This window comes from Stenotrophomonas sp. PAMC25021 (assembly GCF_004795795.1).
GTDB classification, from domain to species: Bacteria; Pseudomonadota; Gammaproteobacteria; order Xanthomonadales; family Xanthomonadaceae; genus Stenotrophomonas; species Stenotrophomonas muris.
Genome location: NZ_CP039255.1, coordinates 1,106,575 through 1,127,768 on the forward strand (window position 1 = coordinate 1,106,575; position 21,194 = coordinate 1,127,768).

General features: G+C 66.9%; 16 protein-coding genes. 10 read left to right on the forward strand and 6 right to left on the reverse strand.

What is annotated here, in order from left to right; genetic code table 11:
• Window positions 1-71: 71 nt before the first annotated feature.
• From E5790_RS05370 to grxC, 3 genes are all read right to left on the reverse strand, one after another.
• The gene (locus E5790_RS05370; RefSeq protein WP_014036138.1) at window positions 72-1,076 is read right to left on the reverse strand and encodes an isocitrate dehydrogenase; all 1,005 of its coding nucleotides are present in this window, start codon (window positions 1,074-1,076) and stop codon (window positions 72-74) included.
• Between the two features lie 322 nt (window positions 1,077-1,398).
• Window positions 1,399-1,791, reverse strand: coding sequence for a carboxymuconolactone decarboxylase family protein (locus E5790_RS05375; protein ID WP_004154542.1), 393 nt, complete (start codon window positions 1,789-1,791; stop codon window positions 1,399-1,401).
• Window positions 1,788-2,078, reverse strand: coding sequence for a glutaredoxin 3 (gene grxC / locus E5790_RS05380; RefSeq protein WP_004154541.1), 291 nt, complete (start codon window positions 2,076-2,078; stop codon window positions 1,788-1,790). Before grxC ends, E5790_RS05375 begins: the two co-directional genes overlap by 4 nt.
• An 88-nt stretch (window positions 2,079-2,166) precedes the next feature.
• Between grxC and E5790_RS05385 the strand changes: the two genes are divergently transcribed.
• The 9 genes from E5790_RS05385 to lpxH all read left to right on the forward strand — a co-directional run bounded on the left by E5790_RS05385 (window position 2,167) and on the right by lpxH (window position 15,788).
• On the forward strand, window positions 2,167-3,867 hold the full coding sequence (locus E5790_RS05385) for a M48 family metalloprotease (protein WP_169410554.1): 1,701 nt from the start codon (window positions 2,167-2,169) through the stop codon (window positions 3,865-3,867).
• A 116-nt stretch (window positions 3,868-3,983) separates the two neighbouring features.
• Entirely contained in the window at window positions 3,984-4,673 is a 690-nt protein-coding gene (gene phoB, locus E5790_RS05390) for a phosphate regulon transcriptional regulator PhoB (protein WP_005408258.1), read from the forward strand.
• A gap of 106 nt (window positions 4,674-4,779) precedes the next feature.
• Complete coding sequence (gene phoR, locus E5790_RS05395) at window positions 4,780-6,111, forward strand: phosphate regulon sensor histidine kinase PhoR (RefSeq protein ID WP_075076708.1); 1,332 nt, start codon at window positions 4,780-4,782, stop codon at window positions 6,109-6,111.
• 4 nt (window positions 6,112-6,115) lie between these two features.
• Window positions 6,116-8,203 (forward strand): polyphosphate kinase 1, encoded by a 2,088-nt coding sequence (gene ppk1, locus E5790_RS05400; RefSeq protein WP_046429123.1) that lies wholly within the window; start codon window positions 6,116-6,118, stop codon window positions 8,201-8,203.
• Between the two features lie 175 nt (window positions 8,204-8,378).
• Window positions 8,379-9,905, forward strand: coding sequence for an exopolyphosphatase (ppx, locus tag E5790_RS05405; protein WP_032955928.1), 1,527 nt, complete (start codon window positions 8,379-8,381; stop codon window positions 9,903-9,905).
• 317 nt (window positions 9,906-10,222) lie between these two features.
• Window positions 10,223-13,147 carry a TonB-dependent receptor gene (locus E5790_RS05410; RefSeq protein ID WP_111205352.1) on the forward strand — a complete coding sequence of 975 codons (2,925 nt, stop codon included), beginning with the start codon at window positions 10,223-10,225 and terminating at the stop codon, window positions 13,145-13,147.
• Window positions 13,148-13,316: 169 nt separating this feature from the next.
• Window positions 13,317-14,462 carry a glycosyltransferase family 1 protein gene (locus E5790_RS05415; RefSeq protein WP_014646086.1) on the forward strand — a complete coding sequence of 382 codons (1,146 nt, stop codon included), beginning with the start codon at window positions 13,317-13,319 and terminating at the stop codon, window positions 14,460-14,462.
• Complete coding sequence (locus E5790_RS05420; RefSeq protein ID WP_032955935.1) at window positions 14,443-14,982, forward strand: phosphatase PAP2 family protein; 540 nt, start codon at window positions 14,443-14,445, stop codon at window positions 14,980-14,982. Before E5790_RS05415 ends, E5790_RS05420 begins: the two co-directional genes overlap by 20 nt.
• Window positions 14,983-15,041: 59 nt before the next feature.
• Window positions 15,042-15,788: a UDP-2,3-diacylglucosamine diphosphatase gene (gene lpxH, locus E5790_RS05425; RefSeq protein WP_046429117.1), complete on the forward strand. Its 747-nt coding sequence runs from the start codon at window positions 15,042-15,044 to the stop codon at window positions 15,786-15,788.
• Window positions 15,789-15,879: 91 nt separating this feature from the next.
• On the opposite strand, the gene E5790_RS05430 is transcribed toward lpxH, so the two are convergent.
• Window positions 15,880-17,133 carry a M12 family metallo-peptidase gene (locus E5790_RS05430; protein WP_014646083.1) on the reverse strand — a complete coding sequence of 418 codons (1,254 nt, stop codon included), beginning with the start codon at window positions 17,131-17,133 and terminating at the stop codon, window positions 15,880-15,882.
• Between the two features lie 225 nt (window positions 17,134-17,358).
• Between E5790_RS05430 and E5790_RS05435 the strand changes: the two genes are divergently transcribed.
• Complete coding sequence (locus E5790_RS05435) at window positions 17,359-18,816, forward strand: DUF2235 domain-containing protein (protein ID WP_111205356.1); 1,458 nt, start codon at window positions 17,359-17,361, stop codon at window positions 18,814-18,816.
• 67 nt (window positions 18,817-18,883) lie between these two features.
• On the opposite strand, the gene E5790_RS05440 is transcribed toward E5790_RS05435, so the two are convergent.
• Entirely contained in the window at window positions 18,884-19,708 is an 825-nt protein-coding gene (locus E5790_RS05440) for a ferritin-like domain-containing protein (protein ID WP_111205351.1), read from the reverse strand.
• A 9-nt stretch (window positions 19,709-19,717) separates the two neighbouring features.
• Window positions 19,718-21,184 carry an amidophosphoribosyltransferase gene (purF, locus tag E5790_RS05445; protein WP_111205350.1) on the reverse strand — a complete coding sequence of 489 codons (1,467 nt, stop codon included), beginning with the start codon at window positions 21,182-21,184 and terminating at the stop codon, window positions 19,718-19,720.
• Window positions 21,185-21,194: the final 10 nt, after the last annotated feature.

The following is a 21,194-nucleotide window of genomic DNA, read 5'->3' on the forward strand; positions in this document are numbered from 1 at the left end:
GGGCCGGCCCACAACGCAACGGGGCGCCCGAAGGCGCCCCGCTGTGGATCCAACCGAGGTCGGCCGGCCGCTTACAGGCGGCTGGCGATGGCCTGGGCAAAGCTCATGGTGGTGCCGGTGCCGCCCAGGTCGCCGGTCAGCGAATCCTTGGCTTCCATGGTCGCCACGATGGCCTTGCGCAGGCGCTCGGCGTTTTCCGGCTGGCCGACATGGTCCAGCATCTGCGCGGCTGCCAGCAGCAGCGCGCACGGATTGGCCTTGCCCTGGCCGGCGATGTCCGGCGCGGTGCCGTGCACGGCTTCGAAGATCGCCGCGTCCTTGCCGATGTTGGCACCCGGGGCCAGGCCCAGGCCGCCGACGAGACCGGCGCACAGGTCGGAGATGATGTCGCCGAACAGGTTGGTGGTGACGATCACATCGAACTGTTCCGGACGCATCACCAGCTGCATGCAGCAGTTGTCGACGATCATTTCCTGGAACTCGATCTCCGGGTACTGTGCGGCGACTTCACGGGCGACGTTCAGGAACAGGCCCGAGGTCGACTTGATGATGTTGGCCTTGTGCACGGCAGTGACCTTCTTGCGGCCAGTGCTCTTGGCCAGCTCGAAGGCGTAGCGCACGATGCGCTCGGAGCCCTTGCGGGTGATGCGGGTGCCGGAGAAGGCGGTTTCGCCGTCGGCCGACACTTCCTGGCCTTCGGCCAGGTAGGCACCTTCGGTGTTCTCACGGACGGTGATCAGGTCGACGTTGTCGAAACGCGACTTGGTGTTCGGGAAGGTGTGGGCCGGACGCACGTTGGCGTACAGGTCGAAGTGGCGGCGCAGGCTGACGTTGATCGAGGTGAAGCCACCACCGACCGGGGTGGTCAGCGGGCTCTTCAGCGCGACCTTGTTGCGCGCGATCGATTCCAGGGTCACTGCCGGCATCAGGTCGCCGTGCTTTTCCAGGGCCACCAGGCCGGCGTCGGCGTCTTCGTACTCCAGGCCAGTCTTGAGCTGGTCGAGCACGAACAGGGTGGCGTCCATGATTTCCGGGCCAATGCCGTCGCCGCGGATGACCGTAATTTTCTGCGTCATTGATCGATGTTCCGAACAGGGGGAAAAACGCCGTCCGGACGTGCCCGGAAACGCCGGCGCAAAGGAAGTTTCACCGGCAATTATGCCTGAGCCGGGGCCGAGGTCCCAAATAGACCATGGTCCCAGTGCCCGGCCCAGGCAGAATTGCCCGCGCATTCCGCCTTATCCCCGCGCCTGTCGGCGCGCCCCCTTGAACAACAAGGGGGCTCCTGGGCTGTTGGATCGTGGGAAGGCCCCTCGCGGGTGCGGTAGTGCCGGCCGCTGGCCGGCAACCCCGGCCATGCCGGATTCAGGGAATACCGGCCAGCGGCCGGCACGCCCCTCAGTGCTCGTGCGCTGCCGGGGCGGCGGCGCCACCTTCAAGCTGGTCGAGGAAGTCGACCGCGCGGCGCAGGTGCGGGATCACGATCGATCCGCCCACCACCAGGCCGACCGAGAAGGTCTCGAAGAACTCCTCGCGGGTCACGCCGGCGTCCTTGCACTGGGCCACGTGATAGCTGATGCAGTCGTCGCAGCGCAGCACCATCGAGGCCACCAGGCCCAGCAGCTCCTTGGTCTTCACGTCCAGCGCGCCGGCCTGGTAGGTCTGCGTGTCCAGCGCGAAGAAGCGGCGCACCACCTGGTTCGGCTCACCCAGGATCCGCTCGTTCATGCGCTTGCGGAACTCGGTGAACTCGGCGATGCGGTCCTTGCTGCCGTCGTCGGCCGCGCTCATGCCTGGCCCTGCCCGGCCAGCAGCGGCTCGAGCTTGCCTTCACGGTGCAGGGCCATCATGTCGTCGTAGCCGCCGACATGGACGTCGCCGACGAAGATCTGCGGCACGCTGGTGCGGCGGGTCAGCGCCATCATCTTCTCGCGCTCGGCCGGGTCCAGGTCGATGCGGACCTCGGTCCACTGCTGGCCCTTGCTCTTCAGGAAGTTCTTGGCGGCCACGCAGTACGGGCAGACGGCGGTGGAATAGATGGTGATGGCGGGGGCACCGCCGGCGGTCTGGGCTGTCACGGGAAACTCCACGATGGATCGACGGTCTACATATGGTACCGGTGCGCTGGAATTTCCACGCCACGGCCGCAACACTGTGGATTAACGAATGGTTGCCCCCCGCCCTGCCACGCTTGGCGCGCCCCGCCCGAGGAACTCCTGCTTGCGAGCCCTGCTGCTGACTACCGCCGTCACCCTGGCCCTGGCCATGCCGCTGGCCCAGGCCCAGGAGAAGCTGCCCGACATCGGCTCCTCGGCCGGCGAGCTGCTGACCCCGGCCCGCCAGGCCGAGTACGGCGCGATGATGCTGCGCGAGCTGCGCAACTACGGCTACCTGCTGGAAGATCCGCTGGTCAACGACTGGCTGCAGACCATGGGCACCCGTCTCGGCTCCAACAGTGACCAGCCACGGCAGCCGTACACCTTCTTCGTGATGAACGACCGCCAGATCAACGCGTTCGCCACGCTGGGCGGCTACATCGGGGTCAATGCCGGCCTGGTGCTGACCGCCGAGCGCGAGGACGAGGTCGCTGCGGTGCTGTCCCACGAAATCGCCCACGTCACCCAGCAGCATGTGCTGCGCGGCGTCGAGCGCGCCCAGCGTGACCAGATCCCGATCCTGCTGGGCATGCTGGCAGCGGTGGTGGCCGCCCAGGCCAGCAACAGCACGTCGTCCGGCAACGCGACGATGGCCGCGATCAGCTCGGGCATGGGCTTGATGCAGCAACGGCAGATCAACTACACCCGCTCCAACGAGTCCGAGGCCGACCGCCTCGGCATCCGCACCCTGTCGCGCAGCGGCTACGACGTGGATGCCATGGCCGGCTTCTTCGAACGGATGTCGGCGGCCATGCGTGGCAACGAAGGGGGCTACAGCGTGCCCGAGTTCCTGCGCACCCACCCGGTCAACATCACCCGCATCAGCGAAGCCAAGGCCCGCGCCGAGCAGATGAAGAAGGATACGGTGCTGCTGACCACCAGCACCCCCACCGGCGAGCGCAAGGAGCGGGTGGACCCGGCCGATCCCAGCCTGGGCGAGCCGCTGCTGCGCGGCAACAACCCGCTGCTGCCCAGTAGTGTGCTGCGCCTCCCGATCGGCCAGCTCAACCGTGGCGCCAGCGGCGACTTCGACTGGGCACGTGAGCGCCTGCGCGTGCTCAGCGCGGATTCCACCCCCGAGCTGGAACGCGAGTATGCCGACCTGGCCAAGCGGCAGAAGGACGGTCTCAACGATGCGCAGCGCTATGGCCAGGCGCTGGCGGTCATGCGCGGTGGCCGTGCCGGCGCCGGCCAGGCCCGGCAGACCCTGGCCGGCCTGCTCCAGACCCATCCCGGCAACCTGTGGTTGGCGCTGGGCCTGGGCGAAGCGGAATCGCGGGCAGGCCAGGCGGCCCAGGCCAACAGCCGCTTCGAGCAGCTGCTGCGCGAACACCCCAACAGCCGCCCGGTGGCACTGACCTATGCCGAGATCCTGAACGAACAGGGCAACCGCGAGGCCGGCCAGCGCGCGCAGGCGATGCTGCGCCCCCTGTTGTCGCAAAGCGGTAACGATCCGGTCTTCCAGCAGCGCTTTGCCCGCGCCAGCGAGCTGGCCGGCGACAGCGTGCGTGCCAGCGAGGCCTATGCCGAGGCCGCCTTCCTCAGCGGTCGGCCGGAACAGGCGCTGCTGCAGCTGCAGGCGCTCAAGCGCAACCCGGCGCTGGATTACATTGGCCGCGCGCGGGTCGATGCCCGCATCGAAGCGATCACCCCGACCGTGCTGGAGCTGCGCCGCCAGGGCGTGCAGGACCCGGACCTGGACCGGCGCTGAGCGCTGCATGACCGGCCGATGGCAATCCAGGCCGGTTCCGGCCGGGCAGTCACAAACATGTCATCAAACCGTAGTCTACTGGCACCACTCCAGTAACCGAGCCCTACGGTGTCCTCGTGCAGAAACGCATCCTGATCGTCGATGACGAGCCCGCGATCCGTGAAATGGTCGCCTTCGCCCTTCGCAAGGGCGATTACGAACCGGTCCACGCCGGCGATGCCCGGGAGGCCCAGACCGCGATCGCCGACCGCGTTCCGGACCTGATCCTGCTGGACTGGATGCTGCCCGGCACCAGCGGCCTGGACCTGGCCCGTCGCTGGCGCAAGGAAACGCTGACCCGCGAAGTGCCGATCATCATGCTGACCGCCCGCGGCGAAGAGAACGACCGCGTCGGTGGCCTGGAAGCCGGCGTCGACGACTACGTGGTCAAGCCGTTCTCGGCGCGCGAACTGCTGGCGCGCATCCGTGCGGTGATGCGCCGTGCCCGCGAGGACGACGAGGACGGCAGCGTGGCAGTCGGCCCGATCCGCATCGACGGCGCCGCCCATCGCGTGTTCGCCAACGACCAGCCGGTGCCGATCGGCCCGACCGAATACCGCCTGCTGCACTTCTTCATGACCCATCCGGAGCGCGTCTACACCCGCGCGCAGCTGCTGGACCATGTATGGGGTGGCAGCGTGTACGTGGAGGAGCGCACCATCGACGTGCATATCCGCCGCCTGCGCAAGACGCTGGAACCGTTCAACGCCGAGAACATGGTGCAGACCGTGCGCGGCGCCGGCTACCGGTTCTCCACTGCCACCTGAGTCTCGTCGTGCCGGCACCGCGCACCTGCGGGTGCCGGTGCCGGCAACTCTGCTATAACCCTTGGTTCACTCCAGTGAACCGCCGCACCTCAACGACGAGACCGCAATGCCCCGCCACATCCGCTCTGCCTGGTTGAAGACCCTGGCCACCGTTGCCGCGGTACTGCTGTTCGCCGGACTGGTGGGGTGGTTCACGGGCCATCTGTGGTTGTGCATCGCGCTGGGCGCACTGGCCACCCTGGCCTGGCATTACTGGCGCCTGCGCAGCGTGCTGCGCCGCCTGACCGCACGCCAGCGCTGGGATACCGCCGAAGAAGGCACCGGCGTCTGGAACGAACTGGACCGCCTGCTGTATCGCAACCAGGTGGAAATGCGCGTGCGCAAGCGCCGCCTGCTGGACATGCTGCGCAGCTACCGCGCCGCCGCCGCCGCATTGCCCGACGCGGTGGTGGTGCTGGACCGCAACAGCCAGCGCGTGCAGTGGTTCAACGAAGCGGCCACCGCCCTGCTCGGCCTGCACCATCCCGGCGACCTTGGCGAGGCCCTGGTCGAACGCTTGCAACCGATGCCGCTGGCCCACTGGCTGGCCGGTGGCCGCAATGCCGAACCGATCCTGGACGTGCCCTCGCCGGTCGATCCGGCGATCCGCCTGAACCTGCGCCTGATTCCCTATTCGTCGGATTACTGGCTGCTGATCGCCCGCGACGTCAGCAAGCTGCTGCGCCTGGAACAGGTGCGCCGCGACTTCGTGGCCAATGTTTCACACGAGCTGCGCACGCCGCTCACCGTGGTCCACGGCTACCTGGACATGATGGATCCGGAGGACTTCCCCGGCACCGGCCCGATGCTGGAAGAAATGCGCAAGCAGAGCCAGCGCATGGCCCAGTTGGTGGAAGACCTGCTGACCCTGTCGCGGCTGGAATCGCAGGAGCACAGCGAGGAAGAGACCGTGGCCATGCAGCCGATGCTGGCGACCCTGCGCCGCGAGGCCGAGGCGCACAGCCAGGGCCGCCACCAGATCAGCATCGATGATCTGGCCGGTGTCGACCTGCAGGGTTCGACCAAGGAACTGCACAGTGCCTTCTCCAACCTGGTCACCAACGCGGTGCGCTATACCCCGGCCGGGGGCCGCATTTCGGTGGAGTTCCGCCGCGAAGGCGACGGCGCCGTGCTGGCGGTGCGCGATTCCGGCTACGGCATTCCCGCCACCCACCTGCCGCGCCTGACCGAACGTTTCTACCGTGTGTCCAGCAGCCGCTCGCGCGAGAGCGGCGGCACCGGGCTGGGCCTGTCCATCGTCAAGCACATCCTCGGCCTGCACCACGCACGGCTGGAGATTGAAAGCGAAGTCGGCAAGGGCTCGGTGTTCTCCTGCCATTTCGATGCCGACCACGTGCGCCCGCGCGAGTCCGCCCCCCTGACCTCCATCGAAGAATGACGCCATGAGCAGCCTCGGATCCCTCCCCCTCCCCGTGAGCCCGGACAACGATCCGTTGCGCGACCCGTCGCTGTACATCAACCGCGAGCTGTCGCAGCTGGATTTCAACTTCCGCGTGCTGGCGCAGGCCATGGACCCGCAGGTGCCGCTGCTGGAGCGCCTGCGCTTCATGTGCATCTCCTGCACCAACCTCGACGAGTTCTTCGAGATCCGTGCCGCCGCCGTGCGCCACGCGCAGGAATTCGGCCTGCCGCCGGCGCCGGACGGCATGAGCCCGCAGGCCATCCTCAACGCCATCCATGACCGCGCTGCGGAGCTGGTGGACCAGCAGTACCGCTGCTGGAACGAGACGCTGCGCCCGGCGCTGATGGAGGCCGGCATCGGCGTGCTCGGTCGCCATTCCTGGACCGACCGCCAGAGGCGCTGGCTGCGCGCCTACTTCCGCAACGAGATCATGCCGGTGCTGTCGCCGCTGGGCCTGGACCCGGTGCACCCGTTCCCGAAGATCCTCAACAAGTCGCTGAACATCGTGGTGGTGCTGAAGGGCACCGATGCGTTCGGCCGCGCCGGCCACCTGGCGATCGTGCGTGCGCCGCGCTCGCTGCCGCGCATCATCCAGCTGCCGGAGAAGCTCGGCGGATCGCAGAACTTCGTGTTCCTGTCCTCGGTGCTGTCGACCTTCGTCGATGAGCTGTTCCCGGGCATGGAAGTCCAGGGTGCCTACCAGTTCCGTGTCACCCGCAACTCCGAGCTGGTGGTGGACGAGGAGGAAGTGGAGAACCTGGCGCTGGCGCTGCGCGACGAACTGGTCGACCGCGGCTACCGGCCGGCGGTGCGCCTGGAGATCGCCCACGACATGCCGCGCGAGATCGTGCGCACGCTGCTGCAGAATTTCGGCCTGACCGAGAACGCGGTGTACCGCATCGACGGCCCGGTCAACCTCAACCGCATCATCCAGCTGTACGACCTGATCGCGCAGCCAGACCTGAAGTACCCGCCGATGACCCCGCGCACGCTGCGCGACAGCGACGGCATCTTCGAGACCACGGCGCGCCAGGACCTGCTGCTGCACCACCCGTTCGATGCCTTCACCGCGGTGCTGGACCTGATCCGGCAGGCGGCGATCGATCCCAACGTGCTGGCGATCAAGCAGACGCTGTACCGCACCGGCAAGGATTCGCTGATCGTCGACGCACTGATCCAGGCCGCGCGCAACGGCAAGGACGTGACTGTAGTGGTCGAACTGCGTGCGCGCTTCGACGAAGAGGCCAACCTGGGCCTGGCCGATCGCCTGCAGGAGGCCGGGGTGCAGGTGGTGTACGGCGTGGTCGGCTACAAGACCCACGCCAAGATGCTGCTGATCGTGCGCCGCGAAGGCCGCAAGCTGCGCCGCTACGTGCACCTGGGCACCGGCAACTACCACAGCGGCACTGCCCGCGCGTACACCGACATCAGCCTGATCACCGCCGATCCGGACATCGGCAATGACGTGCACCTGTTGTTCCAGCAGCTGTCCGGGCTGGCCTCGAAGATGAAGCTCAAGCGCCTGCTGCAGTCGCCCTTCACCCTGCACACCGGCATCCTCGGCCGTATCGAGCGCGAGACGCGCATCGCCGCCGCCGGCCGCCCAGCGCGGATCATCGCCAAGATGAACGCGTTGAACGAACCGCAGGTGGTGCGCGCGCTGTACGCCGCGTCGCAGGCCGGCGTGCAGATCGACCTGATCATCCGTGGCGCCTGCACCCTGCGTCCGGGCGTTCCGGGTGTCTCGGACAACATCCGCGTGCGCTCGATCGTCGGCCGCTTCCTGGAGCACAGCCGCGTCTACTGGTTCGGCAACGACGGCGCGCCGGAGATGTACTGCGCCAGCGCCGACTGGCTGGAACGCAACCTGCTGCGCCGGGTCGAGACCTGCTTCCCGATCCTCGATCCGGAACTGGCCAAGCGGGTGTACCGCGAGGTCCTGCAGAACTACCTGGACGACAACCTCAACGCCTGGGAACTGGACGCCGACGGCCTCTACCACAAGCGTGCGCCGGCGCACGACGAAGCCCCGCATTCTGCGCAGATGGCATTGATGCAGGGGCTGTAGTCCTGCCCCGGTGGACCCCGACCGCAGGTCGGGATTCGATCAGCGGTCGCCCGGGGTCAGATCCCTTTCCTGCGGGAAAGGGATCTGACCCCTTGCAATCCTGCTGCACGCCTCCTTCCAAAATGTGAAGGCCGCGCGGTGACGAGCACACCGCCGCTTCGGCTAACATTCGCCCATGCCGCATACCTCCACGACTCCGCCCGCATTGCAGGATGGCGACCTGCTGGCCGCCATCGACCTTGGCTCCAACAGTTTCCACATGGTCATCGCGCGCTACACGCTCGGCCAGCTGCGGGTGATCGACCGCCTGCGCGAGACGGTGCGCATGGCCGACGGGCTGGATGGCAAAGGCGGACTGTCTTCCGCCGCACGGCAGCGCGCGCTGGAATGCCTGGCCCGTTTCGGCCAGCGCATCCGCAATGTGCCGCCGCATCGGGTGCGCGCGCTGGCCACCAACACGGTGCGCCAGCTGCGTTCTCCCCAGTCGTTCCTGGTCCCGGCCGAAACTGCACTGGGACACGCCATCGAAGTGGTCAGCGGCCGCGAAGAAGCCCGCCTGATCTACCTGGGCGTGGCCCACGCGCAACCCCCCAAGCCCGGCCAGCGCCGGCTGGTGATCGACATCGGTGGCGGCTCCACTGAATTCATCATCGGCATGGGCATGCAGACCCTGGAGCGCGAAAGCCTGCAGGCCGGTTGCATCGCCAGCACCCGGCGCTTCTTCCCCGGCGGCAAGCTCAGCAAGAAGCGCTGGAAGGACGCGCTGGCCGAGATCGGCCGCGAGTTCCAGCCCTTCGCCAGCAAGTACCGCGCGCTGGGCTGGCAGGAGGCGCTGGGTTCTTCGGGCACGCACAAGGCGATCAGCGAGATCTGCGCGACGATGAAGCTGAGCAAGGGCGCGATCACCGCCGAGGCCCTGCCGCAACTGCGCGATGAGCTGCTGAAGGCCAAGAAGATCGACGACATCCAGTTGCCGGGCCTGTCCAGCGACCGCCGCCCGATCATCGCCGGCGGCATCCTGGTGCTGGAAGCGGCGTTCCAGGCACTTGGCCTGCAGAAGCTGCTGGTCAGCAAGGCCGCGATGCGCGAGGGCATCCTCTACGACATCGTCGGCCGTGCCGGCGAGAACGACCTGCGTGATGAATCGGTGGCCGCGCTCAGCCAGCGCTACGGTATCGATACGGTACAGGCCGACCGCGTGCAGGACACTGCTCTGTCACTGCTGGAGCAGGTGCAGGAACGCTGGAAGCTCGATGCCGATGATGCGCGCATGCTCGGCTGGGCCGCACGCCTGCACGAACTGGGCCTGATGATTGCCCACAGCGGCTACCACGTGCATGGCAGCTACGTGCTGGAGCACTCGGACATCGCCGGCTTCTCCCGCCAGGAACAGCAGATGCTGGCCGCGCTGGTGCGCAGCCATCGCCGCAGCGTGACCAAGACCGCCTTCGACGCCCTGCCCGAGCGACTGCTGCTGACCGCGCGCCGGTTGGCGGCCCTGCTGCGGCTGGCGGTGCTGCTCAACCGCGCGCATGAGGACGACCCGCTGCCGGCGCTGGAACTGACCGCCGACGACAACCGGCTGTCGCTGATCGTGCCGCAGGCGTTCATCGATGCCCGTCCGCTGCTGCGCGCCGACCTGATCGGCGAGACCGACGGGATCGCCGGGCTGGGCATCCAGTTCCGTCCGTTCGTAGCCTGAATACGCCGTCGCCTGTTGTCCACAGGACAGCAGGAGTGACGCACTTCGCACCCCCACTTTGCGCAGTCTGGCGGTTTTTTGTGCTGCTTCGCATCACGACGGCACCGTATCGCGTATCGCACCTCTCACGTAAGCGCCTGCTTTTGTTCACGTTTTGTGAAGGATGGGGGTGTCCCGTGACATAAATCGATACGAACTCTTTACAGAGCATTAACTAACGAGACTACTATCGGGTCACCGGCTCGGTCATCAACCCAGCTGGCTCCTTCGACGCCCACTTTGGCGTCTTGTGCACGACCTGAGAGAGAGAGCTCGCCATGACTTCACGCACCACCGCACTGGGGCAGGCCATCCGCTATGCCCTGGCTACCACCGCAACGTTGGCCGCCCTGCCCGCGTTTGCCCAGGACGGCAGCAACGCAACGCCCACCAACCTCGACCGCATCGAGATCACCGGCTCGCGCATCCGCCAGGTGGACGTGGAAACCGCCCAGCCGGTGTTCGCGATCAGCCGCAACGACATCGAAAAGCAGGGCTTCAGCTCGGTTGCCGACATCCTGCAGAACGTCACCGCGATGGGCAGCCCGACCATCAGCCGCGCCAATGCGCTGACCGCGGGTGAAAACGCGGGTGGCACCTACATCGACATGCGCAACCTGGGCACCCAGCGCACGCTGGTGCTGGTCAACGGCAAGCGCATGGGCATCAGCACGTCCGGCTACCAGGACATCTCCACGCTGCCGGTGTCCGCCGTGGAGCGCATCGAGGTGCTGAAGGACGGCGCCTCTGCGATCTATGGCTCCGACGCCATGGCCGGCGTGGTGAACATCATCACCCGCTCCAATGTCACCGGTGTGACCGCCAACGTCTATCACGGCCAGTACAGCCAGGGCGACGGCGCACGTGACCGCTTCGACGTGGTCGCCGGCTGGAGCAACGATCGCGTGTCGTTGACCTTGTCCGCCGAGCATGCCGAAGAGAAGGGCGTGTGGGCGCGCGATCGCGGCTTCAGCAAGTACGGCATGACCGATCGCCATCCGTACGACAGCAGCAACTGGACCACGATCAGCCAGTACGGCCAGTTCACCGGTCTGCGCGGCCCGGGCTGTACCGCCACTGCGGGCTGCGGCTATTCCCTCAACCGCGGCGCGGATCCCACCAACCCGGCCAATTACCACCTCACCGATAGCACGCCGTTCACCGGTGACGTGAGCAACGCCAACGACCAGATGCACGTGATGTATCCGGTCAAGCGCGACTCGGTCTATTTCGACGGCCGCTTCAAGATCACCGACAACGTCAACTTCCGCACCGAGCTGGGCTACAACCAGCGTGAGTCCACCCGCCAGATCGCGGGCTATCCGCTGCAGTCGAGCACCGCCGGTGTCGGCTCGATGTCGATCAACAGCTACTTCAATCCGTTCGGTCGCCAGCACGGGTATGCCACCCCGACCGCCGTGGCATGGAACCGCCGCACCTGGGAAGTGCCGCGCGTGACCACCAGCGAGCTGAAGACCTACCGCGCGGTGGCGTCGTTCGACGGTTCGTTCGAGATCGGCAGCCGCTACTTCGACTGGGAAGTGGGTTACCAGTACAACCGCAATGAACTGGAATCGGTGGCGACCGGCAACCTGCACAAGGGTCGCGTCGCCGGCGGCGTCGGCCCGTCGTTCTACAACGCCGCCACCGGCAAGGTGCAGTGCGGCACCGCCGCTGCACCGATCTCCTATGACGTGTGCAAGCCGTGGAACCCGCTGGTGCCGTACGGCACGACGGCTGCCGATGGCCTGTACGGCAACGAAGAACTGCAGGCGTGGCTGTTCCCGGAAGAGATCACCAAGGGCCGTACCACCTCCAAGAACTTCTTTGCCAACATCGCTGGCAGCATCGTGACCCTGCCGGCTGGCGACCTGGGCTTCGCGTTCGGCGTGGAAAGCCGCAAGGAAGAAGGCAAGTACACCCCGGATGCCCTGGCCCAGACGGGCGCGACCACCAACCTGGCCGCGGGCCCGACCGGCGGTGACTACACCGTCAACGAGGCCTACCTGGAAGTGAACGTTCCGGTGCTGGCCGACCTGCCGGGCGCGAAGGAACTGACCTTTAATGGCGCAACCCGCTTCTCGGACTACAACACCTTCGGCAACACGCTCAACAGCAAGTTCGGCTTCAAGTGGAAGCCGATCGACTCGCTGATGGTGCGTGGCACCTGGGCCGAGGGCTTCCGTGCACCGACCATCAGCGACCTGTTCGGTGGTGGTTCGGAGACCTTCGCGCAGTTCAGCGATCCGTGCGACACCCGCTTCGGTTCCTCGGCCTCCAGCGCGGAAGTCCGTGCACGTTGCGCACGCGACATCGCCAATGCGAATACCTTCCGCCAGCTGCGCCAGGGTGGCACCCCGGTGAACACGTCGACGGACGCGACCCCGGTGCCGTTCACCTCCGGGTCGAACCCGCTGCTGACGCCGGAAACCTCGACCAGCAAGACGCTGGGCCTGGTCTGGAGCCCGAGCTTCATCCAGGGCTTCAACGCCTCGCTGGACTGGTGGAAGATCCGCATCGACAACACGATCATCGCCGACACGCCGACCCAGATCCTGCAGGACTGCTACGAATCGGGTATCGACGCGCGCTGCTCGCGCTTCCAGCGTGACCCGGTGACCGGCATCGTGACCAACCTGAAGTTCGGCAACCGCAACGCGGGCTTCATGGAAACCGAAGGCTACGATCTGGACGTGAGCTACCGTCTGGACACCCGGTTCGGCAAGTTCAACGTGAACTCGGCCACCACCTACGTGTCCAGTGCGACCTACCGCACCTCCAACGACAGCTCGATCGTCCCGATCGTCACCAACGGCATCGGCAGCGCTTTCCGCGTCCGTTCCAACCTGGTGCTGGGCTACGAGCGGGGCAACTTCGGCGCGAGCTGGACCGCGCGTTACTATTCGGGCGTGAAGGAAACCTGCTCGAACATCGCGCTGTACCCGGACGAGTGCTCGGATCCGGGTGTGTACGCACCGTGGTACAAGGGCGCACGCAACTACAACGAGCGCGGCGCGGTCACCTTCCACGACGTGCAGGTGCGTTACTCGCTGCCGTGGGACGCCACCGTGTCGGTCGGTGCCAACAACGTGTTCGAGAAGACCGGCCCGATCATGTACAGCAAGCCGAACTCGGCCTTCTCGTACTACGGTGGTTACGATATCGGCCGCTTCATCTACATGAAGTACCAGCAGCGCTTCTGATCCATCGCGCTGTGACGGAAGCATGACGACCACGGCCCTTCGGGGCCGTGGTTTTTTATTGGCCGCCGCGCCCAGGCGCTGGCCGGCGCCACCGTCATCTGATGGTCGCAAAGCGGTCATGTCGGCTACATCGCCAGGCCCGAGCATGCCGGAAACCCGGAGGCCCGCCATGCGCTATGCCATCGTCACCGAGACCTATCCACCGGAAGTGAACGGCGTCGCCCTCACCGTGCAGGGGCTGGAACAAGGTCTGCGCGCAGCCGGGCACGAGATCGACCTGGTCCGCCCCCGCCAGTCCAGCGAAGCGCTGGATTCGGCACCCGGCACCTTGCTGGTTCCCGGCGCCGCCCTGCCCCGCTACCCCGGCCTGCGTTTCGGACTGCCGGCACCGATCCGGCTGGGCCGCCATTGGCAGAAACAACGCCCGGATGCGGTCTACATCGCCACCGAAGGTCCGCTCGGCTGGTCGGCACTGCGCACTGCGCGCCGCCTCGGCATTCCGGTCGCCAGCGGCTTCCACACCCGCTTCGACGAGTACCTGCCCGACTACGGCGTGGCGTGGCTGCAGGCCGCAGCCATGCGCTGGATGCGCCGTTTCCACAACCAGGCCGATGCCACCCTGGTGCCGACCCGCGAGCTGCAGCAGTTCCTCGGCGAACAGGGCTTCGAGCGCGTGCGCCTGCTGGCCCGCGCGGTGGACAGCCAGCAGTTCGATCCAGGCCGGCGCGATCCCGCGCTGCGCGAGGAATGGGGCGTGGATGGCAACGGCCTGGTGGCGATCTATGTCGGCCGCATCGCTGCTGAAAAGAACCTCGGCCTGGCAGTGAAGGCATTCCGCCGGTTGCAGCAGATCCGGCCCAAGGCACGCTTCGTGTGGGTCGGTGATGGCCCGGCCCGCGAGAAGCTGGCACATGAAAACCCCGACTTCATCTTCTGTGGCATCCAGCGCGGCGATGCGCTGGCCCGGCACTTCGCCAGCGGCGATCTGTTCCTGTTCCCCAGCCGCAGCGAGACGTTCGGCAACGTGACCCTGGAAAGCATGGCCAGCGGTGTGGCCACCGTGGCCTTCGACTACGGCGCCGCGCGCGAGTACCTGCGCAATGGCGAGAACGGCGCAGCCGTGGACAGCGACGATCAGTTCATCGATGCCGCCGTGCGACTGGCCGCCGATGACGCGCAGCGCCGCGAACTGGGCGGCAATGCCGCACGGGCGATGAAGCGCCTGCATCCACAACAGGTGGTGGCCGAGTTCGATGCGCTGCTGGCCGAACTGGCACAGTCGCGGAGGAACGGCCATGCGCACTACGCCGCTTGAGCTGCTGGCCGGGCGCGAAGCACGCTGGTGCCGGCGCGCAAACCACTACTGCCGGCGGCGCCGCGTGCGTCGCCTGTTCGCGGTCATCAGCCGGCTCGGCGATGGCGTGTTCTGGTACGTGCTGATGGCCGCGCTGGTGGTGCTGGACGGCTTCGACGGCCTGCGCGCCTCGGTGCACATGGCCGCCACGGGCCTGGCCGCGCTGCTGCTGTACAAGGTCCTCAAGCGCTGGACCCGGCGCCCGCGGCCCTACGCGGCCGACCTGCGCATCCGCGCCTGGGTGGCGCCGCTGGACGAGTTCAGTTTCCCCTCCGGACACACCCTGCATGCGGTGTCGTTCACCATCGTGGCACTGGCCTACTACCCGTGGCTGGCGCCGCTGCTGGTGCCGTTCACCTGTGGCGTTGCACTGTCGCGGGTGGTCCTGGGCCTGCACTATCCTTCCGATGTGCTGGCAGCCACCGCCATCGCCATCGTGCTGGCTTCGGCCAGCCTGACCTGGCTGCCGCTGCCGGTGTGACGACCGGAGCCAGGCAAGGCCCGGCGCCACCATCATCATTGATGGCCTAGAATGCGGGCATGACCACGCTGTTCATTTCCGACCTGCACCTGGACCCCAGCCGTCCGGAGATCACCGACCTGTTCCTGCGCTTCCTGCGCGAGCAGGCGCCCGGCGCCGATGCGCTGTACATCCTCGGCGACCTGTTCGAGGCCTGGATCGGCGACGACACGCCCTCGCCCGCCGCCGATGCGGTGGCCGATGCGTTGAAGGTGCTGTCCGACAGCGGCGTGCCGGTGTACTTCATCCGCGGCAACCGCGACTTCCTGCTCGGTGAGGACTACGCGCGCCGTGCCGGCCTGCGCATCCTGCCCGACCCGTGCATGATCGAACTGTACGGCCGCCCGGTGCTGCTGCAGCACGGCGACCTGCTGTGCACCGATGACATTCCCTACCAGCAGTTCCGTGCACAGACGCGCGACCCGGTATTCCAGGCGCAGTTCCTGTCGCAGCCGCTGGCCGCACGCATCGCGTTCGCGCAGAAGGCGCGCGAAGCCAGCCAGGCGCGCCAGTCCGAGATGAAGCAGGACGATCGTGCGCAGTTCGAGTCGGTGACCGACGTGGCCCCTGCCGAAGTCGATGCCACCTTCGTGCGCCATGGCGTGGACACCATGATCCATGGCCATACCCATCGGCCGGCGATCCACACGCTGCAGGCCGGTGGTCGCGAGCGCACCCGCATCGTGCTGGGTGACTGGTACGAACAGGGTTCGGTGCTGCGCGTGGATGCCAGCGGCTGGACGCTGGATACGCTCGCGCGCGAATAACGGATCGCAAGGTGCCAACCAAGGTTGGCATCTACCAGAGCAGGTGCATGCGCCCGGGTAGACGCCGGCCTTGGTCGGCGCCTGGACAGTGTCAGCGGAAGGCCGCGATGGTGGCCTTGGTGTTGACCAGCACGCGCTGGTTGTCGGCGGTGCTGGCGTTGCCCATCGGGATGCCGTTGTAGCTGATGTTGGGGTTGGACCAGTAGTTCAGGCGCGGGCAGCTGCGGGTGCAGTTGTAGGCCATGATCGTGCGCCAGCCGGTGCCGGTGGCCGGCTCGTAGCGGTAGCCGTGGCCATAGGCATAGGGCGAGGTGCTCGAGTCGGTGGCGATGTCATGCCGCGCACTCTGCAGATGGCCGATCTCGTGCGCGAACGAGTAATAGCCGGTCGCGCAATCCCAGTACACGGCCGCGAACGCGGTCGACGCCGTCGAGCCGATGCCCGAGGCCAGGCCGCAGTAGGCGGTGTTGTTGATCAGCAGCACGCCCACATCAGCCGTGTAGGTATTCCGGCTGGTGTGGATGCTGTCCATATAGCCATCGCTGGTGCCACGGAAACGCGCCAGGTCGGTATCGAAGCTGCCCGATTCGGTATAACTGGTGGTTTCGTAGCGGGCCAGTTCCATGGTGATGCCGACGTTGCTGTTGACATAGCCCTGGTTCGATTCGGCCACGGCCAGCTGCACCAGTGACTGCATGTTGCCGCCATAGGCGGCGACGGCGGCATTGGTCGCCACCACCAGCACGCGGATGGTGGCCGGCGTGCCGGACGACGCCTGCGCGATGCCGAGGCGATCGTTGTTGCCCATCGGGATCTTCGGCAGCTGGTTGTAATCGGCCGGATGGTCGGCCGGCATCCGCGACTCGTCCACTTCCACAAGCACGTGGCGGTTGCCCAGCGGGCGCAGGCGGTACAGCTTTCCATCCTTGCGGATCGAGCCGGTGATGGTATCGCCCGAGCGCACCAGGATCAGCGAATTGCCGGGGTCGTCCTGGCCGTTGGAGGTGGCCGCGGTCAGCTTGTCCGAGGGCGAACGGAACTGGCCGTACCAGATGCTGCCGCCATCGGGCAGCGCTTCCACCTTGCTGCGCACGGCCTGCACGCGCTGGCCGAGCAGTTCGAATTCCAGCTGCGGCTGTGCAGTCGCGGCTGCATCAACGCGCACTTCCTGTACCGTCGCGGTGGACGGGGTGGCCAGCAGCTTGCCCAGCGCGGGCTCACTGTTTGCCGATGCGCGGCTGATGACCGTCACCGGCTCGAACAACGGTGCCGCATGCGCGGCCGCCGCCACCGACAAACCCAACACCAGGCCACCTGCCGCTTTGCCAATCGATCTGGACAACATTGCGTCGCTCCTTGAATGATGTGAACAGCGTTGATGCAGCACGACCCGGTGTGCCGGGTTTGGCCATATGGCCTGCGCGGCTCGTGTGAATTCAATAGGCGAGTGGAATGAAAGTCAGGATTTGTGATCGACCGCATCTGCGTTCAGTCAGGTCAAAAGCGTCACTACACTTCGCCAATACACCGCTTTCGCGCTACCGTGACGCAGCCACGACGGGGAATGCACATGGCACCATCGCAGGACACGGACGAAGATGTCGGCTCGCTGCGGATCGGCCTGTTCTTCGATGGCACCCGCAACAACGCGCACAACCTCGCGCGTGGTCGACCACAGCAGCCGCGACCGCGCCCGGCGCAGCTGCGTGCGGATGATGATTCGACCTACCAGAGCCGGCTGACCAGCAGCTACGACAACGGCCTGACCAACATCGCACGCCTGCAGCAGCTGTACCCGGACAGCCGCCGCGATGCGATGGCCACGCCTTCGCTGTCGATCTACGTGGAAGGTGTCGGTACCCGCGATGACGCCGACGACGACCTGATCGGACTGGCGTTCGGTATCGGCGCCAGCGGCGTCCGCGCAAAGGTGCAGCGCGCGCTGCAGGTGGTGCTGCCGGCTGCGCTTGCAGAACTGTCCACGCGTTGGCGGCAACCGCTGCGTCGCGTGCAGCTGGATCTGTTCGGGTTCTCTCGAGGCGCTGCCGCCGCACGTGATATCGCCAACCAGCTGCAGGGCTGGGATACCACGCGTTGGCGGCAACTGCTGCAGTCGTCCGGCCTGGTCTGTACGCCGGACTTCGCCCCTGCCCTTCCGGTGCTGCGATTCATGGGCCTGTTCGATACCGTGGCTGCGGTCAGTGGTGGCCGCGCCGACGAACAACCGCAGCTTGCCTTGTCCAGTGGCATCGCTGCACGCGTGGTGCAGTTGACCGCGCGCGACGAGCATCGCCAGCACTATCCGCTGACCACGGTGGCACCGCCGTTCACCGAGATCGCTTTGCCCGGCGTGCACGCCAACATCGGCGGAGGCTACAACCAGCTGGAGGAAGGCCCCAAGCTGCTCAGCCGCCCACGTCGCCAGCAGCTGCGCCGCCCCGCCGTTGCCGACTACCAGATTCCCCCGCTGGCGATGCTGCAGGCCACCACGGCTTACGCTGAAACGCAGGCCGATGCCGAACGCTGGCGGCAGCAGCTGGGCGTGGACGAAAAGGAAGTGTGGGTGGATGTCTGGCACCAGTGGCAGCAGCAGCGCCGCGCCGGCAGCCGCAGCGTGCTGCTGTCCCCGGTGCTGTACGTGACTGCCGCCGTGGTACTGCGGCGGCGCATCGACTGGCGCTACCAGTTGATCGCGCTGCAGGTGATGCAGCAGCATGCCATCGATGCCGGCGTGACCTGGCGCGCCAGCGCTGCCGAGGTTCCCGGCTGGGAACTGCCGTCGGCCCTGCAACCGATCGCACGGCGGCTGGTGGCAGGGCAGGCGTTGACCCAGACCCAGGAGGCGCTGCTGCGCCGACGCTACCTGATGCAGTCGGCGCACTGGAATTTCGACGCGCTGGGCGACACCGCCCTGACCTATGCCGCCGATGCCGGCGTCAGCGAACTGCCCTACCGGCCCGGTCCCGGCCTGTTCTACATCAACCGGCCCACCGTGGATGGCAAGCGCGTGGTGCTGCCCAACGCATGAAAAAGGGGACGGAGGGGATTAAGTCGTTTGTGGCACAAACGACTTAATCCCCTCCGTCCCCTTTTGTTCAACCGGCCTGTTCGACCAGGTTGGCGAGCTCGTCGGCGTCGAAGCCGGCCAGCAGGCGCGCTTCGATGTTGAACGGCCCGTGCAGGTAGCCGCCGGCGTATTCCACCAGCAGCGCCTTGAAGCGCGCACGCGGCTCGACGCCGGCGCGATCGCAGTACCAGCGGTACCAGCGCGAACCGGCGGCAACGTGCGCCACTTCCTCGCGCAGGATCACTTTCAGTACGTCGGCGGTTTCACCATCACCGACATTGCGCAGCTTCTCGATCATGCCCGGTGTCACGTCCAGGCCGCGCGCTTCCAGCACGCGCGGTACCAGGGCCATGCGCGCCAGGCCGTCATGCGCGGTCTTTTCGCACATTTCCCACAGGCCGTTGTGCGCGGGGAAATCGGCGTAGTCGTGGCCATGCGCCTGCAGGCGCTCGCGCAGCAGCATGAAGTGCCGCGATTCGTCGTCGGCACAGCTGACCCAGTCGGCATGGAACGCTGGCGGCAGGCCGCGGAAGCGGTACACCGCATCCCAGGCCAGGTCGATCGCGTTGAGTTCGATGTGGGCGATGGCGTGGATGAAGGCGGCGCGTCCTTCCACGCCGCCCAGCCCGCGCCGGGGCACTTCGCGCGGATGCACCAGCACCAGCCGTGCCGGCCGGCCAGGCATGCGGATCGGTTCCGGCGGCGGCGCATCGGCAGCCACCTTCAGGCGACCGGCACGGAACGCGGCGGCATACGCCTGGGTCAACGCGACCTTGCGCAGCGGGTCGGCTTCGGCCAGGCACTGCTGCGCCGCGCGCAGCAGGTCGCCACCAACGTCGGGTACATCGACCACGCCTGGACCTCAGGCGCGGCGCTTGTGCTTGGCGTCGTCCGAACGCAGCTGCTGGATGCGCTCGAAGTAGCCCGGCTCGATACCCGTCGGGTAGTGGCCGTTGAAGCAGGACGAATCGAAGTTGCGCAGCGCCGGGTTGCCCTCGCTCACCGCCGCTTCCATGTCCTCCAGATCCTGGTAGATCAGCCAGTCGCAGCCCAGGTGGGCCTCGATCTCTTCCACGGTGCGGTTGTGCGCGACCAGCTCTTCGGCCGCCGGCATGTCGATGCCGTAGATGTTCGGGTAGCGCACCGGCGGTGCCGCGCTGGCCAGGTAGACCTTGCGCGCGCCCGCATCACGGGCCATCTGCACGATCTGCTGGCTGGTGGTGCCACGCACGATCGAGTCGTCCACCAGCAGCACCACGCGGTTGCGGAACTCCAGGTGGATCGGGTTGAGCTTGCGGCGCACCGACTTCACGCGTTCGCCCTGGCCCGGCATGATGAAGGTGCGGCCGATGTAGCGGTTCTTGATGAAGCCTTCGCGGTACTTCACCCCGAGCACGTTGGAGATCTCCAGCGCGGCATCACGCGAGGTATCCGGGATCGGGATGATGGTGTCGATATCGTGGTCCGGGCGCAGGCGCAGGATCTTCTCGCCCAGCTTGATGCCCATGCGCATGCGCGCCTTGTGCACCGAGACGTTGTCGATCATCGAATCCGGACGCGCGAAGTACACGTACTCGAAGATGCACGGGGTGTGCTCGGCCGGCTCGGCGCAGATTTCCGAGAACAGCTCGCCGCGGGCGGTGATCACCAGGGCTTCGCCCGGCTGCACATCGCGCACCCGCTGGAAGCCCAGCACGTCCAGCGCGGCCGACTCGGAGGCCACGATGTACTCGTCGCCCTCGGCATGGCTGCGCTTGCCCAGCACCAACGGACGGATGCCGTACGGGTCGCGGAAGGCCACCAGGCCCAGGCCCAGCACCACGCTGACCACCGCATAGCCGCCCTTGCAGCGGCGGTGCACGCCAGCCACCGCGCGGATCGCGGCTTCCGGGCTCAGCTGGCGCTGCTGTTCCAGCTCATAGGCGAACACGTTCAACAGCACTTCGCTGTCCGAATCGGTGTTGACGTTGCGGCGGTCCTGCTCGAACACCTGCTGGCGCAGCGCCTCGGTGTTGATCAGGTTGCCGTTGTGGGCCAGCGCGATGCCGTACGGCGAGTTGACGTAGAACGGCTGCGCCTCGTCCATGCCTTCCGAGCCGGCCGTCGGGTAGCGCACATGGGCGATGCCGACGCTGCCTTCCAGGGTGGACATGGTACGTGCATCGAACACATCGCGGACCAGGCCGGTGGCCTTCTGCACCCGCAGGCGGCTGCCACTGGCCGTGGCGATGCCCGCGGCATCCTGGCCGCGATGCTGGAGAACGGTCAAGCCGTCATACAACTGCCCGGCGACGTTCTGGTTGCCGACGATTCCGACGATGCCACACATGGTGCGAAGT

Excerpts from the sequence above, each read along its gene's own strand:
- purF (WP_111205350.1), bottom strand. The coding sequence starts at position 21,184 with ATGTGTGGCATCGTCGGAATCGTCGGCAACCAGAACGTCGCCGGGCAG.
- E5790_RS05430 (WP_014646083.1), bottom strand. The coding sequence starts at position 17,133 with ATGTTGTCCAGATCGATTGGCAAAGCGGCAGGTGGCCTGGTGTTGGGT.
- ppx (WP_032955928.1), top strand. The coding sequence starts at position 8,379 with ATGCCGCATACCTCCACGACTCCGCCCGCATTGCAGGATGGCGACCTG.
- E5790_RS05435 (WP_111205356.1), top strand. The coding sequence starts at position 17,359 with ATGGCACCATCGCAGGACACGGACGAAGATGTCGGCTCGCTGCGGATC.
- E5790_RS05375 (WP_004154542.1), bottom strand. The coding sequence starts at position 1,791 with ATGAGCGCGGCCGACGACGGCAGCAAGGACCGCATCGCCGAGTTCACC.
- E5790_RS05415 (WP_014646086.1), top strand. The coding sequence starts at position 13,317 with ATGCGCTATGCCATCGTCACCGAGACCTATCCACCGGAAGTGAACGGC.
- E5790_RS05410 (WP_111205352.1), top strand. The coding sequence starts at position 10,223 with ATGACTTCACGCACCACCGCACTGGGGCAGGCCATCCGCTATGCCCTG.
- lpxH (WP_046429117.1), top strand. The coding sequence starts at position 15,042 with ATGACCACGCTGTTCATTTCCGACCTGCACCTGGACCCCAGCCGTCCG.
- E5790_RS05420 (WP_032955935.1), top strand. The coding sequence starts at position 14,443 with ATGCGCACTACGCCGCTTGAGCTGCTGGCCGGGCGCGAAGCACGCTGG.
- phoR (WP_075076708.1), top strand. The coding sequence starts at position 4,780 with ATGCCCCGCCACATCCGCTCTGCCTGGTTGAAGACCCTGGCCACCGTT.
- ppk1 (WP_046429123.1), top strand. The coding sequence starts at position 6,116 with ATGAGCAGCCTCGGATCCCTCCCCCTCCCCGTGAGCCCGGACAACGAT.
- E5790_RS05370 (WP_014036138.1), bottom strand. The coding sequence starts at position 1,076 with ATGACGCAGAAAATTACGGTCATCCGCGGCGACGGCATTGGCCCGGAA.
- E5790_RS05385 (WP_169410554.1), top strand. The coding sequence starts at position 2,167 with ATGGTTGCCCCCCGCCCTGCCACGCTTGGCGCGCCCCGCCCGAGGAAC.